General features: G+C 35.1%; 12 protein-coding genes. 6 read left to right on the plus strand and 6 right to left on the minus strand.

Annotated features, from left to right (window positions below):
- Positions 1–144 precede the first annotated feature (144 nt).
- From QXW15_RS01380 to QXW15_RS01400, 5 genes are all read left to right on the plus strand, one after another.
- Complete coding sequence (locus tag QXW15_RS01380) at positions 145–1,212, plus strand: radical SAM protein (protein ID WP_287950874.1); 1,068 nt, start codon at positions 145–147, stop codon at positions 1,210–1,212.
- 438 nt (positions 1,213–1,650) lie between these two features.
- Positions 1,651–3,345, plus strand: a complete 1,695-nt coding sequence (locus QXW15_RS01385; protein ID WP_048101151.1) for a succinate dehydrogenase flavoprotein subunit — start codon at positions 1,651–1,653, stop codon at positions 3,343–3,345.
- A complete protein-coding gene (locus tag QXW15_RS01390) occupies positions 3,341–4,291 on the plus strand; it encodes a succinate dehydrogenase/fumarate reductase iron-sulfur subunit (RefSeq protein WP_156150280.1) in 951 nt (316 codons plus the stop codon). Before QXW15_RS01385 ends, QXW15_RS01390 begins: the two co-directional genes overlap by 5 nt.
- A complete protein-coding gene (locus tag QXW15_RS01395; protein ID WP_048101153.1) occupies positions 4,288–5,157 on the plus strand; it encodes a CoB--CoM heterodisulfide reductase iron-sulfur subunit B family protein in 870 nt (289 codons plus the stop codon). Before QXW15_RS01390 ends, QXW15_RS01395 begins: the two co-directional genes overlap by 4 nt.
- Complete coding sequence (locus tag QXW15_RS01400; RefSeq protein ID WP_048101154.1) at positions 5,158–5,508, plus strand: hypothetical protein; 351 nt, start codon at positions 5,158–5,160, stop codon at positions 5,506–5,508.
- On the opposite strand, the gene QXW15_RS01405 is transcribed toward QXW15_RS01400, so the two are convergent.
- The 3 genes from QXW15_RS01405 to QXW15_RS01415 form a co-directional block, all read right to left on the minus strand.
- Complete coding sequence (locus QXW15_RS01405; RefSeq protein WP_048101363.1) at positions 5,498–6,442, minus strand: 2-oxoacid:ferredoxin oxidoreductase subunit beta; 945 nt, start codon at positions 6,440–6,442, stop codon at positions 5,498–5,500. The genes QXW15_RS01400 and QXW15_RS01405 overlap by 11 nt on opposite strands.
- A gap of 11 nt (positions 6,443–6,453) precedes the next feature.
- Positions 6,454–8,352 (minus strand): 2-oxoacid:ferredoxin oxidoreductase subunit alpha, encoded by a 1,899-nt coding sequence (locus QXW15_RS01410; protein ID WP_287961231.1) that lies wholly within the window; start codon positions 8,350–8,352, stop codon positions 6,454–6,456.
- A 121-nt stretch (positions 8,353–8,473) separates the two neighbouring features.
- A complete protein-coding gene (locus tag QXW15_RS01415) occupies positions 8,474–8,758 on the minus strand; it encodes a hypothetical protein (RefSeq protein WP_048101155.1) in 285 nt (94 codons plus the stop codon).
- Between the two features lie 220 nt (positions 8,759–8,978).
- Here QXW15_RS01415 and QXW15_RS01420 point away from each other — a divergent pair, with 220 nt between their 5' ends.
- Positions 8,979–9,950 carry a Gfo/Idh/MocA family protein gene (locus QXW15_RS01420; RefSeq protein WP_048101156.1) on the plus strand — a complete coding sequence of 324 codons (972 nt, stop codon included), beginning with the start codon at positions 8,979–8,981 and terminating at the stop codon, positions 9,948–9,950.
- 11 nt (positions 9,951–9,961) lie between these two features.
- Here QXW15_RS01420 and QXW15_RS01425 read toward each other — a convergent pair whose 3' ends face one another.
- The 3 genes from QXW15_RS01425 to QXW15_RS01435 form a co-directional block, all read right to left on the minus strand.
- The gene (locus tag QXW15_RS01425; RefSeq protein WP_287950880.1) at positions 9,962–10,771 is read right to left on the minus strand and encodes an aldose 1-epimerase; all 810 of its coding nucleotides are present in this window, start codon (positions 10,769–10,771) and stop codon (positions 9,962–9,964) included.
- A 51-nt stretch (positions 10,772–10,822) separates the two neighbouring features.
- Positions 10,823–11,629: a hypothetical protein gene (locus tag QXW15_RS01430; protein WP_342789825.1), complete on the minus strand. Its 807-nt coding sequence runs from the start codon at positions 11,627–11,629 to the stop codon at positions 10,823–10,825.
- Between the two features lie 65 nt (positions 11,630–11,694).
- Positions 11,695–13,695, minus strand: coding sequence for a 4Fe-4S dicluster domain-containing protein (locus QXW15_RS01435; protein ID WP_287954790.1), 2,001 nt, complete (start codon positions 13,693–13,695; stop codon positions 11,695–11,697).
- Positions 13,696–13,857: the final 162 nt, after the last annotated feature.

A 13,857-nucleotide genomic window follows, 5' to 3' on the forward strand; every position in this document is an offset into this window, starting at 1 on the left:
ATACAGCTCATTTTATATGTGGATTCCAGGTGTATTTTTAATAGCATTTTTAATATACCTTTACAGGCATTTTGATAAGGATGAGTATAAAAGCAAGCATAAGGAATTAATAGATGATATATTTAACAATAGTTAGGCATAAACATGACATATATTCAGGCAGATGGTTCAATAAAAATAGCAGAAAATTCCAGAATAATGGTAATGGATAATAATTACAGAATAATGTTTTATTCATATAATGGATTTACCGTTAGAAGGAGCCTGCAGAATATATTCATTAAGAATTATATTATAAACGGAAGAAGAATGGTGGAGCGGCTTGGGATTAATGAGGCAAAAAAAATAGTCAATGAGTTTTATTCCTATGCGAGAAATTATACATATATACCGGAACATGTAAATTATGAATTTTTACAGGATGACGCAGAGAAATTAATTAAAATATACGGCAATTTTATACCAATAGTGCCACCTGACCAGTATTTATCGATTTATTTAAAGATAACATCTGGATGCCCATGGAATAAATGTACGTTCTGTGATCTTTACCAAAATGATAAATATAATGTTTTACACCTAAAAGACATAGAATCCGAGATAAATGCATTAAAGGAATATTTTGGCAGTTCCATAACGTCCAGAAGATCAATATTCCTTGGTGATGCAAATGCCATAAATATAGGGTCAGACAGGCTTTTCGAATATTTAGATTTAATTCATAGTAATTTTAATCTTGGAATTTACTCTTTTATGGATGTATTCACAACACTTAAGACCAAAAAATTTGAGGATTTTGTCAGAATGAGGGAACTTGGTATGAAAAGAGTTTATGTTGGTCTTGAAAGTGGGGATCCAGATGTACTGAACATTTTAAATAAAAAAATAGACATAAATGAATCCATAAATTTTATAAACACTGTTAAAGATGCCGGGATAAATATTGGAATTATAATTTTAATAGGCGCCGGAGGTAAAAAACATTCTCAGGGTCATATAAATAATACTGTTAATTATCTTAAAAAAATTAATTTTACACATGGTGATATGATTTATTTATCTGAACTTTCAGAAAATGAACGCTTCCTGAGTGCGCTTAAAGATAAGCCAATGACACCGCAAGAAAAATATGATGAGATGTTTAAATTTAAAAGTTTATCCAGTTTTGGAGTGCCTGTTGTTGATTATAATCTAACAGAGGCTGTGTATTAGCAATGACCTCATTATTTATAAAAATAATGAACATTATAATGTAAATTATATAAATATAATTTTATGGAGCACAACAATAATAATTATTCAAAGGTTAATATTAAGTTTCATAAGTTGTTATAAATTATAACATTTATTGAATATTCAAGCAGTTTGTTCTTGAATTTAGATTTAAAATTTGTTATATAATAATATAAATTTATAAAAGTATGATATTAACAATTATTTTATAATAAAACACCCTGCATAAAAATTTTGGTTTTTTATATTTTTCTTTCATTGTCCTAAACATTTATATTCAATACGGTTACGTTGAAACGTTTTTCTTCATAATTTTATGCTTTAAATCCTAAAATTGTTTTTTCTAAGGTTTAAAAACAAAATCTTATATTTTATGTAATTATACCATAGTATAAACTATATATAGGTGATTATTTAATGGAAAAAAAAGAATATGATGCTGTAATTCTAGGAGGCGGTTTGGCTGGCCTTATGGCGGCAAACACGGTGGCCGAACATGGGTTTACCGTTGCCGTGGTTTCTAAAGTTTTTCCGACAAGGTCTCATTCCGCAGCTGCAGAGGGTGGAATAGCTGCGTACATAAAGGGCAATTCAGACCCAAATGATGACCCTGATTTTATGTCCTATGATGAGGTTAAGGGTGGTGATTATCTTGTGGATCAAAATGCTGCAGAATTACTTTCACAGAAATCTGGGGAAATAATCAATCTTCTTGATCTATGGGGTGCACCATTCAACAGGCAGCCTGATGGCAGAATAGCCCTGAGATATTTTGGTGGGCAGACATATCCAAGAACCAGATTTGTTGCTGATAAAACAGGAATGGCATTATTGCATACTCTCTTTGAGCATGCATCTGGATTTAATAATATAGATTTTTATCCGGAGTATTATGTTTTAGATATTGTAAAAAATGGTAATAATGTAAACGGACTTGTTGCAATGCAGATGAAAAATATGGATCCAATATACCTTAAGGCAAGGGCACTTTTAATAGCCTCTGGCGGTCTTGGCATGATATATAAGCATACAACAAACAGTTATATAAATACCGGTGATGGATACGGCATTGCATTGAGATCGGGCGTTCCATTAAAGGATCCAGAATTCGTGCAGTTTCATCCCACTGGGCTGTATCCCTCTGATATATTAATAAGTGAGGCCGCAAGGGCCGAGGGTGGAATATTAAAGAATAATAAGGGTGAGAGGTTTATGGCCAAATATGCACCCCATAAATTTGACCTCGCACCCAGGGATATTGTATCAAGATCTATGACCATTGAGATGCGTGAGGGCAGGGGTTTTGAGGGTGGCTATCTCGGGCTGGATTTAACACACCTTGGCAAGGAATATATTATGGACAGGTTAAGCCTTGCATATGATGCTGCAAAAACGTTTGCAGGGGTTGACGCAACCGAGGAAATGATACCTGTCAGACCTGCACAGCATTACTTTATGGGAGGTATTGACGTTGATATAACAGGGGCAAATTCAGACCTCAATGGACTTTTTGCTGCAGGCGAGGCTGCATGTGTATCTGTTCACGGTGCAAACAGGCTTGGTTCCAACTCACTTCTTGAAACTCTTGTATATGGCAGGGAAACAGGCAATACAATGGTTGAATTCCTGAAGAATCATAAAAATGTCGAGGCATCAGATGGTACAGATAAAATACTTGATAATGCATATAAATACATTAAGAGGGAAAATGGAGAGCATTTTGGCACGCTCCTGAACGAGCTTAGGGACATTATGTGGGAAAACGTTGGCATATTCAGGGATAAAAATAAGCTTGAGGATGCTGTGAGGAGCATTAAAAAATTAAAGGAAAGGTCATTGAATATGTACGTAACTGATAAAACAACAAATTACAATACAGAGGTCTTCAATGCACTTGAAACAAGAAATATGATAGATGTATCTCTGGCCATAGCGTCTGCAGCTCTTAACAGGACAGAAACCCGGGGTGCACATTTCAGGGATGATTTCCCAGAAAGGGATGATACGAACTGGATGAAGCACACATTGGCATATCTTGCAGATAATGATATAGAAATAAAGTATAAGCCGGTTATAGTAACCAAATGGAAACCGGAACCGAGGGTGTATTGATATGGTGGAGGAAAAGGAAATAACCGTAAATATTAAAAAATACGACGGTAAAAATGATCCTTACTGGAAGACATACAAGGTAAGGGCCGATAGATATACACAGATGACTGAGGTGTTGAGGCGTATAAAAACTGAGCAGGATCCTGCACTTGCATACAGGGCCTCGTGCCATATGGCAGTGTGTGGGAGCTGTGCCATGAAGATTAATGGTTTTCCAAGACTTGCATGCAGAACCATGGCATTTGATGTGATGGACGAAAATAATGAAATTAATCTTGAGGCAATGGATTATTATAAAGGTATTAGGGATTTAATACCGGACATTGACACATTTTATGATAGAATGTATAAGGTAATGCCAAGACTTTATGCAGATGAATCTGTAATAGCAGGTGAAAATGAGCAGAGGATGACCCCATCAGAGCAGAAGGAGGTGTGGAAGTTCCAGGAATGCATATGGTGCGGCCTGTGTGTTTCTGCCTGTCCCTCCGTAAGAATGGATGAAAAATTTCTGGGACCTGCCGCACATGCAAAGGGTTACAGGTTTATTGCTGATGGCAGGGATACAAAGACGGAGGAGAGAATAAATATACTTATGGACAGTGCATGGAGGTGCACATCATGCTATATGTGCTATGAGGTGTGCCCACAGGATGTGCAACCCGTAATTGCAATTAAAAAAACAAAATCATACCTTAATGAATATAAGGGCAATACAGAGGTTACAGAGATGGCGAGAAAGCATGATGACACAGTATTTGATCTTATTAACAATACGGGAAAAATAAAGGAATCAACATTATACCTAAAAACTTTTGGTTTTGGAGAGGCAATTAAGGATATAAATTATATGAGAAAGGAGGGAAAATTAAAATACGCACTTGCAAAGGATAATGATGTAAAAAATATAGATGAAATAAAAAAGATAATGGGTGATAAAAAATGAAGGTGGCATACTATCCGGGATGTGCATCCCATGGAATAGCAAAGGATGTTGATATTGCAACCCAGCTTATTGCAAAGGATTTAAACCTTGAGCTAGTTGAGGTTGAGGACTGGAACTGCTGTGGTGGAGGGTTTATGGATGATAAAAGTGAGGAAATACATACCGCACTTAATCTCAGGAATCTTAACAAGGTAAAAAATATGGGATATGATAAAATGGCAACACCATGCAGTGTATGCCTTAACAGCCACAGAATAGCAGCTGATAAGTATGAAAAGGATCCAGAATTAAGGGAAAATGTTGATGAACGCCTTGGCCGGGCCAACATAAAATATGAAGGTGGGGTGGATTCCGAACATTTTATATGGGTTCTTATTCAGGATGTTGGCATAGATAACATAAAAAGCCATGTAAAGAAACCGCTCACGGGCATTAAGGTTGGAACATACTACGGATGCCAGCTTCTGAGACCCAGCAGTGTGATGGGTTTTGAGCCGGCACACAACCCGCACAGTGTAATGGATCTTGTTGCCGCAACAGGAGCAACACCTGTGGCATTTCCAATGAAGGCTGCATGCTGTGGATTTCCACTCATGGGAAGCAATCCAGATGTTGGATTAAAAATGGCAAATAATATATTCACAAATGCAAAGGGTAACGGAGCTGAAATGCTGGTACACCCCTGCTCACTGTGCCATCTGCAGCTTGATGCCACGCAGCTTAAAATAATGGACAGATTCAATCAGAAATGGACAATGCCAACACTGTATATAACACAGCTTATAGGCCTTTCATTTGGGTACACGCCAGAACAGCTGGGTCTTGGCAAAATAGCCACAAATTACCTGAGGTCGAGGGGATTTTAAATGGATGATCTAAAAAATCTCATGAAGGGTGTTGAGGTAACAGATGTTAAGGACGTTTCAAGAAAACCAGGAGAAAAGCCATTTGCCACCGAAATATTTTATAAAAAAGGAGACCTATTTAATGGAAAGCTGCATGTAAGAAAATCCGACGGCAAAATGTATTTATCTATAATATCCAAAATACCATTTAACTGGAAAAACCTTGTTGGCAATATGAAGTTTGCAGGTCAGGTGGTTGACTCTGCCGGCGGTCTTTTATGGCTTAAGGAAACAGAAAATACATTAAACATTGATCTTGAGTATATAGAAAAATATTTAAATGAATTAAAGGAGAAGAAGGTTAGTCAATAACCTTCTCGTTAAATGTTTTAAATGGATCAACCAGCGTATAGCCATTTTTATCGCATATGTCCTGATTTGCCGGTGGATATTTGAAATAATCCGGAACTATTGATGTTAACCTCTCTGTGAATGGCGGTATTATATTATTCTTATATAATATTCCTATTGGTATTTTATCTCCCCATGTCATTGCAGTTTCATAGGCCCTGCTGAATTTTTCCTCATCCTCCTCAGCGGAATTAACCTCTGGGTCCCACGACTTATCATTTTCAAGCTTGTAAACCCTCTTCCTGTACCAGTCAAGTGTGTTAACATCATTGTATGTTGGGCATGGCTGCAGTACCTCTATCATTGATGAACCCTTATGGTTAAGTGCCTTTATTATTATATCTGAAAGCTGGGCTATTTCAGATGAGAAGGCACGTGCCACAAAGGTATATCCAGATGCCAGTGCAAGCGCGGAAGGATTTATTTTACCTAGTATGCTTGGTCTTGGTATGCTCTTTACCTTTTCTCCAAGCGGCATGGTTGGTGCGGCCTGGCCCTTTGTTAAACCGTAAACAGCATTGTTGTACAGGAGCACAACTATTCCTGAGTTTCTTCTCCCCTCGGCAACGAAATGGCCTGCCCCTATTCCAAGCATATCACCATCACCGCCCATTACCAGTACATTAAGATCTGGATTTGCAAGCTTAACGCCAACTGCATACGGTATCGCCCTTCCATGCAGTGTGTGGGCACCTGCTATATTAAGATAATGCGGTGTTTTTCCGGAACATCCTATACCGGATATGGCAACAACCTTTGTTGGGTCCATATCCATTTTGCTAAGTGCCTGTGTTACTGCGGTAACTATTGCGAAATCACCGCATCCCGGGCACCAGTCTATCGTTACATTATTCCTAAAATTATAACTTCCCTTATTATATACTGTTTTCTGCATTTTTACCACCTTTATGATCCGTTTTTCAGGACCTCCATTTTTGATTTTCCATCAATAATATTCTTTGTGGCAGTTAATACCTCATCTATGGTCATGTGCCTGCCATTATACTTTAAAATATAATTATCTATTTTTATACCGGTATTTAACCTTATTGCCTTTGCCGCCTGTGCTGTCATGTTGCTCTCAACATCTATAACAGTTTTTGATTTACCCAGTATGCTCTCAACAAATTCTGATGGGAACGGCTCAAACATTTTTAAGTAAAGCATGTTTGCATTAATATTCTCCTTCTTTAATTCATCTATTAAATCCATAATCAATGTTTTCTGGCTCCCCCATGTAACAAAAGTTAAATCTGCTTCCTTATTACCGTAGAGCACTGCCTTATCCTCCAATGGTATTTCCATTGCAGCAGTCTCAAGCTTTTTCATCCTCTTCTCCATCATTTTATCCCTGATCTCAGGGTCCTCTGTAACATGGCCAAGTTCATCATGTTCATCGCCGGTCATCCAGAAAACATCCCTGCCAAATACACCGTATGGTGATACACCATTACTGGTATTAAGAGAGTACCTTTTATAGTTATTTTCATCATTATTATACTCTGGAATCTCAATTTTTACCTTTTTAACATCTATTTCTGGGACAAGATCCATGGTATTTGCGAGGGTTTTATCAATTAAATGTATTACTGGTAACTGGTATTTCTGGGCATAATTTAATGCCTTCATTGCATCATATATGCATTCCTCCATATCTCCTGATGATAACACTATTTTCGGAAATTCTCCATGGCCGGTGTTGAGGGCAAAATCCAGATCTGCCTGACCATTTCTTGTTGGGAGGCCTGTTGATGGGCCACCACGCTGATAAAATGTTATAACCACTGGAATTTCTGTCATGCCAGCAAATGATATACCCTCTGCCATTAGGGAGAATCCAGGGCCCGAAGTTGCAGTGGCACTTCTTGCACCGGTGAGTGCCGCGCCATTTGCCATATTTACAGCGGCAAGCTCATCCTCGGTCTGGACAACAACAAGGCCTCCCTTTCTAAGATTTTCCGCCTCCTCTGATAAATACTCTATTTCCTCATGGTTTTCCAGCAGATTGCTTTCATCACTTGCAGGTGTGATTGGATAGTATGTCTGGAATCTTAAACCTCCCATGAGCTTACCTATTGCAACAGAATCATTACCATTTAACAGCATCCGTGGTTTTGCCTCATACGTTTCTAAATTGGCAATATTCTCTCCCAGTTTATCCACAAAGTCATATGCAGCATTTAAAATTTTTACATTGGGTTCTATAACTGCAGGCTTTTTCCTGAATGCATATTTTATTCCGGCGATTGCATGATCCATGTCAAGGCCAAGAAGTGCAAGGGTGACACCTGCACCAAGTGTATTATAATACCTTGTGGATGGCCCTTCCGGAACATTTTCATTTATTACCTTATCAAATGGTATTGAAATGGTTTTTATTCCATGCGAATGATAATATTCGAGAACCCCAGCAGCATTTAACGGAAGATTATTTTTTGATAATTCCTCCTTTATTCTTGCAAGGGTATCTGGTAAAATCATTCTTGCCTGTGATAAATCAAATTTTTCAAATGCTGAATCATATATAACCTTAGAGTTTTTTGAAACATCATGCATATGCTCAAACAATGTATCAGGGTCTAGGGCCACCATAATATCAACCGGGTATTTTAATGATCCGGGCCGCTTTCTCATAATTCTCAAATGAATATAACTGTGCCTTCCCTTTATATTTGAGTGATATTCCCTAACACCAAAAATATAATATCCAGCCAGGGAAAATGCCATATTAATCATATTTGCTGAGCTGTCTATACCCCCTCCCTGGGGACCGCCAACAAGCAGATTTATATCTATTTCGTGCATGCTTATCCCTTAATAAAGGGATTATACACTTAAAAAGATTTCCATCGAATTATAAGTATGAAATTATATATATTATTAAAAGTTGATTGCTATGCGCAATTTTAAAAAATATACTATTTTTTTATATATATTTCATCCATTCCATGACAGGATCATCATCAAGTATTTCGGTTTCTGTTTTTCCCCTGCTGCTAATAGTAACAAATTTATAGAAAACAACATTACCATCTTCAATATTCCCATACATAATATGTTCAACCTGAACTCCGTCAGGAAAGTGCATTGAGGCTTCAGGTGTATTCGGAATAAAATGCAGTTCAACGCTGTTTCCATTTATATATATCCTGAATGATGGGTTTTCCATGACATAATTTTTTAGCTTTTCTATTTCGATTTGTGGCTGCATGAATACACATTTTAAAATTTTATATAAATATTTTAATTGGGCATTAATTATAATGCAATTAATATCAGTAATAATATAATTACAGGTTATTCTGTGGAAGGCCGGTGAATTATGATTTGAATGAATTTCTGGTGTATTGCAAATGGTAAGTCTCATTGTGCTGGCATGAGATATTTCAATGTATAAAAAAATTAATAATCTTTATTATAATTTTATAATTATGAAAATACTTGTGGTGGGCGTAAAGGGATTCGGAAAAATGCATCTATCCGCTCTTAATAGGTTGAATAATCTTGAAATTGATATAGTTGAAAGGGATAATGATGTTATAAATTTTGTAAAATCCAAATATAATATAAATAATGTTTATTCAAATTATGATTCTGCATTGAAAAATAAATATGATATAATAGATTTAATTATTCCACATAACCTTCATCTTGAATTCGGTATCAAGGCATTAAAAACCGGTGCAAATCTTCTAATGGAGAAACCAATATCAACAAATCCATCTGATGGTCTTAAAATCATAAGGGAGGCAAAAAAGAATGGGACTAAATTTATGGTACTAGACCAGTATTTTTTCGATCCTTCAGTTGTTGAGGCAAAAAACATAATAAAAAGCGGAAAACTCGGCAGGATTCACAGCATAATAGTTAGGGACCAGAGATTTTATTCTAAAACCGGCTGGAGGCAGCAGCCAGAATATATAGGTGGTGGATCATTGATAGATGGTGGAATACATTATATTAATACAATGCTTGAATTTGGTGGTAATTATAACAATATAATAGGAAAAAGTATGCATGGGGGATCAAGCCTGAATGGTGAGGATACAACATCTGCGCTATTTCTATTCTCTTCAGGTGCCATGGGATTACTGTATTATTCATGGGCATACATGGAATCACCACAGGTACCTGCATTTGAGGTAATTGGATCTGAGGGATCACTTTATGAGGACCCAAAATCAAGAACAGACTGGGATATAGATACAAAAATAAGGACAGTTTACGGAGATTTATACCTCAATGGCAGAAAAATGAATATTAAAAAATATGATGTTTATACAAGGGAAATAAGTGAATTTATAGACGCTGTAAAGAATAATGAGGAGGTACCATTTAAACCTGAAATGGAATTAAGGGATTTAATTGCCGTCAAAAGAATATACAATAATATGATATCATAAATTTAATAAAATTATTTCAATAATTCTATTTCATATCCGCATTCAAAAATTTCATCCTTTTTAAGATTTATTAATCCAATTTTATTATGGTAAACATCTGGAGCGCCCGTCATTGGTTCTATGGCAATAGATTTTCCTGATGCATACCTTCCATTGTATAAAACAATGTAATCCATATTTTTTCTATGAATTCTAATCTCATGGTCATCATAAATTAACTTTATATCACCATGTAACTTAAAGGCATTATCCAGACTGTAAGATGATAAATCATGATCATTAAGATCAAAATCCGTGTATGTCCCATCAGGAAAGTATGTATCCATGTAATTCATCATTTTTAATTTTCCATTATAATTTAAAGTGTACCTGCCAGAAACCAAAAAATAGGGATGAAAGCCAACCTCAACAGGTATCTGAAGGTCAAGGGATTTTACATAAAAATTTGTTATGAATTTATTCTGTGATATTACATAATTTATTTTTATTTGAGCCCTCCCGGGGTAACCCGGATGCTGAAATATTCCTGAAAAGGTTATTTCATTTTTATTATCTGCATCATATTCAAAATTGAAATCTCTTATCAATCCATGAATGCTATTATTGCCATCGTTTTTAGGCAATTTATACAATTGATTTTTATATTCATATTCCCCATCCCTTATTCTGTTTCCAAATGGAAATAATACTGCAGAACCTCCATGGGTATCAATATTGTCTGTGGATGGCATTAATATTGGCGTGCCATTTAAATACAAATCATGAAGATAGGCACCAGAATTGTTTAATGCTGCATAACTATTATTGTATGATATTTTCATGAATAAATTATATTTCGATAATATTAAAAATTTTGTTTAATAAAATTATATTCAATCGAAGTATCCTAGAACTATTTGAAAGTATAAAAACATGGAAATAAGCATGCTCACAGCAAGCAATAACCATGAGAGCCCAAAAGGTTCGGTAATAATGAATGGTTCTATTATTCCGGCAACGGATATTGATATTAAAATTATTGTATATTTAATCATTTTATGGGCATTTAAATTTAGGGATTGCCTGTGCTTATATACATAACTTACAAGAAGGTAAAGCACAGCAAACATGATAATTGAATAAGCAATTAATAACGGTATTTCAAGATAACCATTAAACATTGCAGGGTCTGCAACCTGCATTAAAAGTAAGAGGGACCCTATTAATCTTTTTATGCCGGATAAATTATAAAAAACAAAGAAAATCATCTCAGAAACCATTGGTATCAGGAAAAGTATGTAAGTAACAGATGCCCCAAAATATGAGAAATAGTCTATAATTCCAGAAAAAATAAACTCTCCATTAATTGCCAGGGATTTTAAAAAAATCGCCATTGAAACCTCTGACCATGTAATCAGTGTTGTTGTATTTACAATTGTTTTTTTAGAAAAATTAACAGATTTTGACCTTGCTATTTTTATAAATGCATACAGAAGAACAATAGTGGATGGATCCATTACAATGTTTACCGCAATAATAACACTAAGAAACGACCTGCTGCTAATATCATAATAAAATAGGGCATCCAGCATGCTGGCCATCATTACCAAAAATATTAATGAAATTACATACGCGGTTACCGTAAATTCTGATGATTTTTTGGTAATATAATCAACTATCCATATAATAAGTGGTGTCATTATTATTTCGGTTAAAATAATATAAATTAAATTATACATAAATCACCGTATATCTTAAAGATATTTTAAATTAGTTTATCCTTTTTAGAACCAGAGGTATCTTTCTTTTTTTCACCGCCAAGCCTTTCCCTTAAATAATTTCTAACATCGTATACAAATATATTATCATGTGGGCATGCCTCTATGCAGTCGCCTATTCCTACACACCTTGAATCCTTGTACGCACCAGTTTTTATAAAACTGCCGGGCATGGAGGAATTTCCAACAGGGCATGCTGTTGCACAATCCCTTGTTTTACATGTAAGGCAGGTATCTGAATCCCTGACCTTTAACTTAAAAAATCCGAATCTGGAAACAAACCTGTTAAAGTTACCCCAGTGACAGTATCCTGTGTTTATGCACGCATAGGATCCAAGAAGGGGCATGGTTATAAAAACTATATACCAGACAACACCGAAATAAAACAGGTAAAGCATGTATTCCGGATCCGTACCATAGAAATAAAATGATGTTATGTGTATTGAATCCAGAAATGATAAAACCGCTGTAATTCCAATTGAGGCATAAACAATCAAGGAAACAGTTTTATAAAGTCTCTGGCCCGATTTATTATTTAGTGTAATTGCCCTGCTTGTTTTTGTCTGCCTGTTGAATTTTTTCATTGAATCATAAAATGTACCCTGATACATAACAGGTGCGGAACAAAATACCGAACATAGCTGTCTTGACCCAAACAATAATGATAATATGCCACTTATAACATATGTTAAAACCATTGGTATGATTAATAATGGAGCAACTGGACCACCAGAACCTATTCCCATGGTCCAACCAATAAATGGAATCATTGAATTGTTTGGAATTAAAAATGATGGAACAATTACAGTGTAAAGTGCATAGGCAAGAAGCATCAGAATTAACCTGATTTTATTTTCAATCTGTTTTGTTGTCCTTATTTTAAATACCACAAGTGACCCCATTTCTATTCCCATCATTATTAAAAACCATGGAGAAAGTGCAACATCAGCGAAAAAGACGATAAAATCATAAAGTGAGGCACTGATAATGTTTATGATGCTTCCGCCTATTGAGGCAAGTCCCATTGAGATTAGATACGTGCCGGCACCATAGTACTGGGCATCAAATGTTAATCCCATGAAAAATTCTGATGTAAAAACCATGGTCATATACAAAACTGACCATCTTCTGGCTGTAATCCAGAAAAATTGTTTATCGTCAAAATTGTATCTTAAAAGACCATTAAGATAAACAATCATATCAATAATCATTGAGGCTGAAATCAGGTAAACGTTTTTACTGTACTGCCATATAAATACCCCCGCCATCATTAATGTATATGCTGCCAAAAGCTGTAGAATGTATTTTCCCTCTGTTTTATGAAGGGATTGCTTTCTATAAAGATATTCAAAAATGTAAATAAAAAAGCCGGTCATTATGGCACCGGAAAGATAAACTGCAATCCCGGCATATAAAGAATTATTTATCGCAGTTGGCATTAATAGCATTACCAGAGACTGCATTGCAAAAATAATAAATACTAATTTTTTCAGAGAATTTTTTAAAATTAAAGACGTTATGAGCATCTCAAATGCCATTGGGAATACAAACCAGTACGTTGATACGGCCTGAAATACTGCATTTAAAGGTTGTAAAAATAAAAAATGCAGGTAACTGTTTGCAGTAATTAGATTAAAATCTATACTCATAATTAATTCATCAAACATAACAAAAAATATTGTATAATAAAATAAAAACGATTTTTTTACAGAACCTGAATTCTGCATAAGATCTGATAAAAATTTAAATAAAAATGGAAGCACCTCCAGCATCATTATTATTACTGAAAACTCAATTGTCTTTAACAGCGATAATATAAATATAAAATAAAATACTGGGGCAATGAGCATGCTGTTCATCATACCCAGAATTAAATAAACAAAAAATTTATTCATGATGTTATCTGCCCTTCTGGATAGGTTGATTGCATAGGCCATTGCCACAGCCATAAGGGCTGTAATTAACCATAATAAATATATTGGATTCATAAAGACTATTAAAGCATTGAATAAAAACTAATAATGATAATTATAGTAAATGTTCTATAAGAAATAAGGATGAATATTAAAGAATAAAGAGTCTTTTAATATTTGATAATTTAATTTTTCTAAAATATACAAGGAGGCATAAACACTTCAAAGAACTAATTT

The organism is Acidiplasma sp. (assembly GCF_038728925.1).
Lineage (GTDB): Archaea > Thermoplasmatota > Thermoplasmata > Thermoplasmatales > Thermoplasmataceae > Acidiplasma > Acidiplasma aeolicum.

Excerpts from the sequence above, each read along its gene's own strand:
- QXW15_RS01380 (WP_287950874.1), top strand. The coding sequence starts at position 145 with ATGACATATATTCAGGCAGATGGTTCAATAAAAATAGCAGAAAATTCC.
- QXW15_RS01385 (WP_048101151.1), top strand. The coding sequence starts at position 1,651 with ATGGAAAAAAAAGAATATGATGCTGTAATTCTAGGAGGCGGTTTGGCT.
- QXW15_RS01395 (WP_048101153.1), top strand. The coding sequence starts at position 4,288 with ATGAAGGTGGCATACTATCCGGGATGTGCATCCCATGGAATAGCAAAG.
- QXW15_RS01400 (WP_048101154.1), top strand. The coding sequence starts at position 5,158 with ATGGATGATCTAAAAAATCTCATGAAGGGTGTTGAGGTAACAGATGTT.
- QXW15_RS01405 (WP_048101363.1), bottom strand. The coding sequence starts at position 6,442 with ATGCAGAAAACAGTATATAATAAGGGAAGTTATAATTTTAGGAATAAT.
- QXW15_RS01410 (WP_287961231.1), bottom strand. The coding sequence starts at position 8,352 with ATGCACGAAATAGATATAAATCTGCTTGTTGGCGGTCCCCAGGGAGGG.
- QXW15_RS01415 (WP_048101155.1), bottom strand. The coding sequence starts at position 8,758 with ATGCAGCCACAAATCGAAATAGAAAAGCTAAAAAATTATGTCATGGAA.
- QXW15_RS01420 (WP_048101156.1), top strand. The coding sequence starts at position 8,979 with ATGAAAATACTTGTGGTGGGCGTAAAGGGATTCGGAAAAATGCATCTA.
- QXW15_RS01425 (WP_287950880.1), bottom strand. The coding sequence starts at position 10,771 with ATGAAAATATCATACAATAATAGTTATGCAGCATTAAACAATTCTGGT.
- QXW15_RS01430 (WP_342789825.1), bottom strand. The coding sequence starts at position 11,629 with ATGACACCACTTATTATATGGATAGTTGATTATATTACCAAAAAATCA.
- QXW15_RS01435 (WP_287954790.1), bottom strand. The coding sequence starts at position 13,695 with ATGAATCCAATATATTTATTATGGTTAATTACAGCCCTTATGGCTGTG.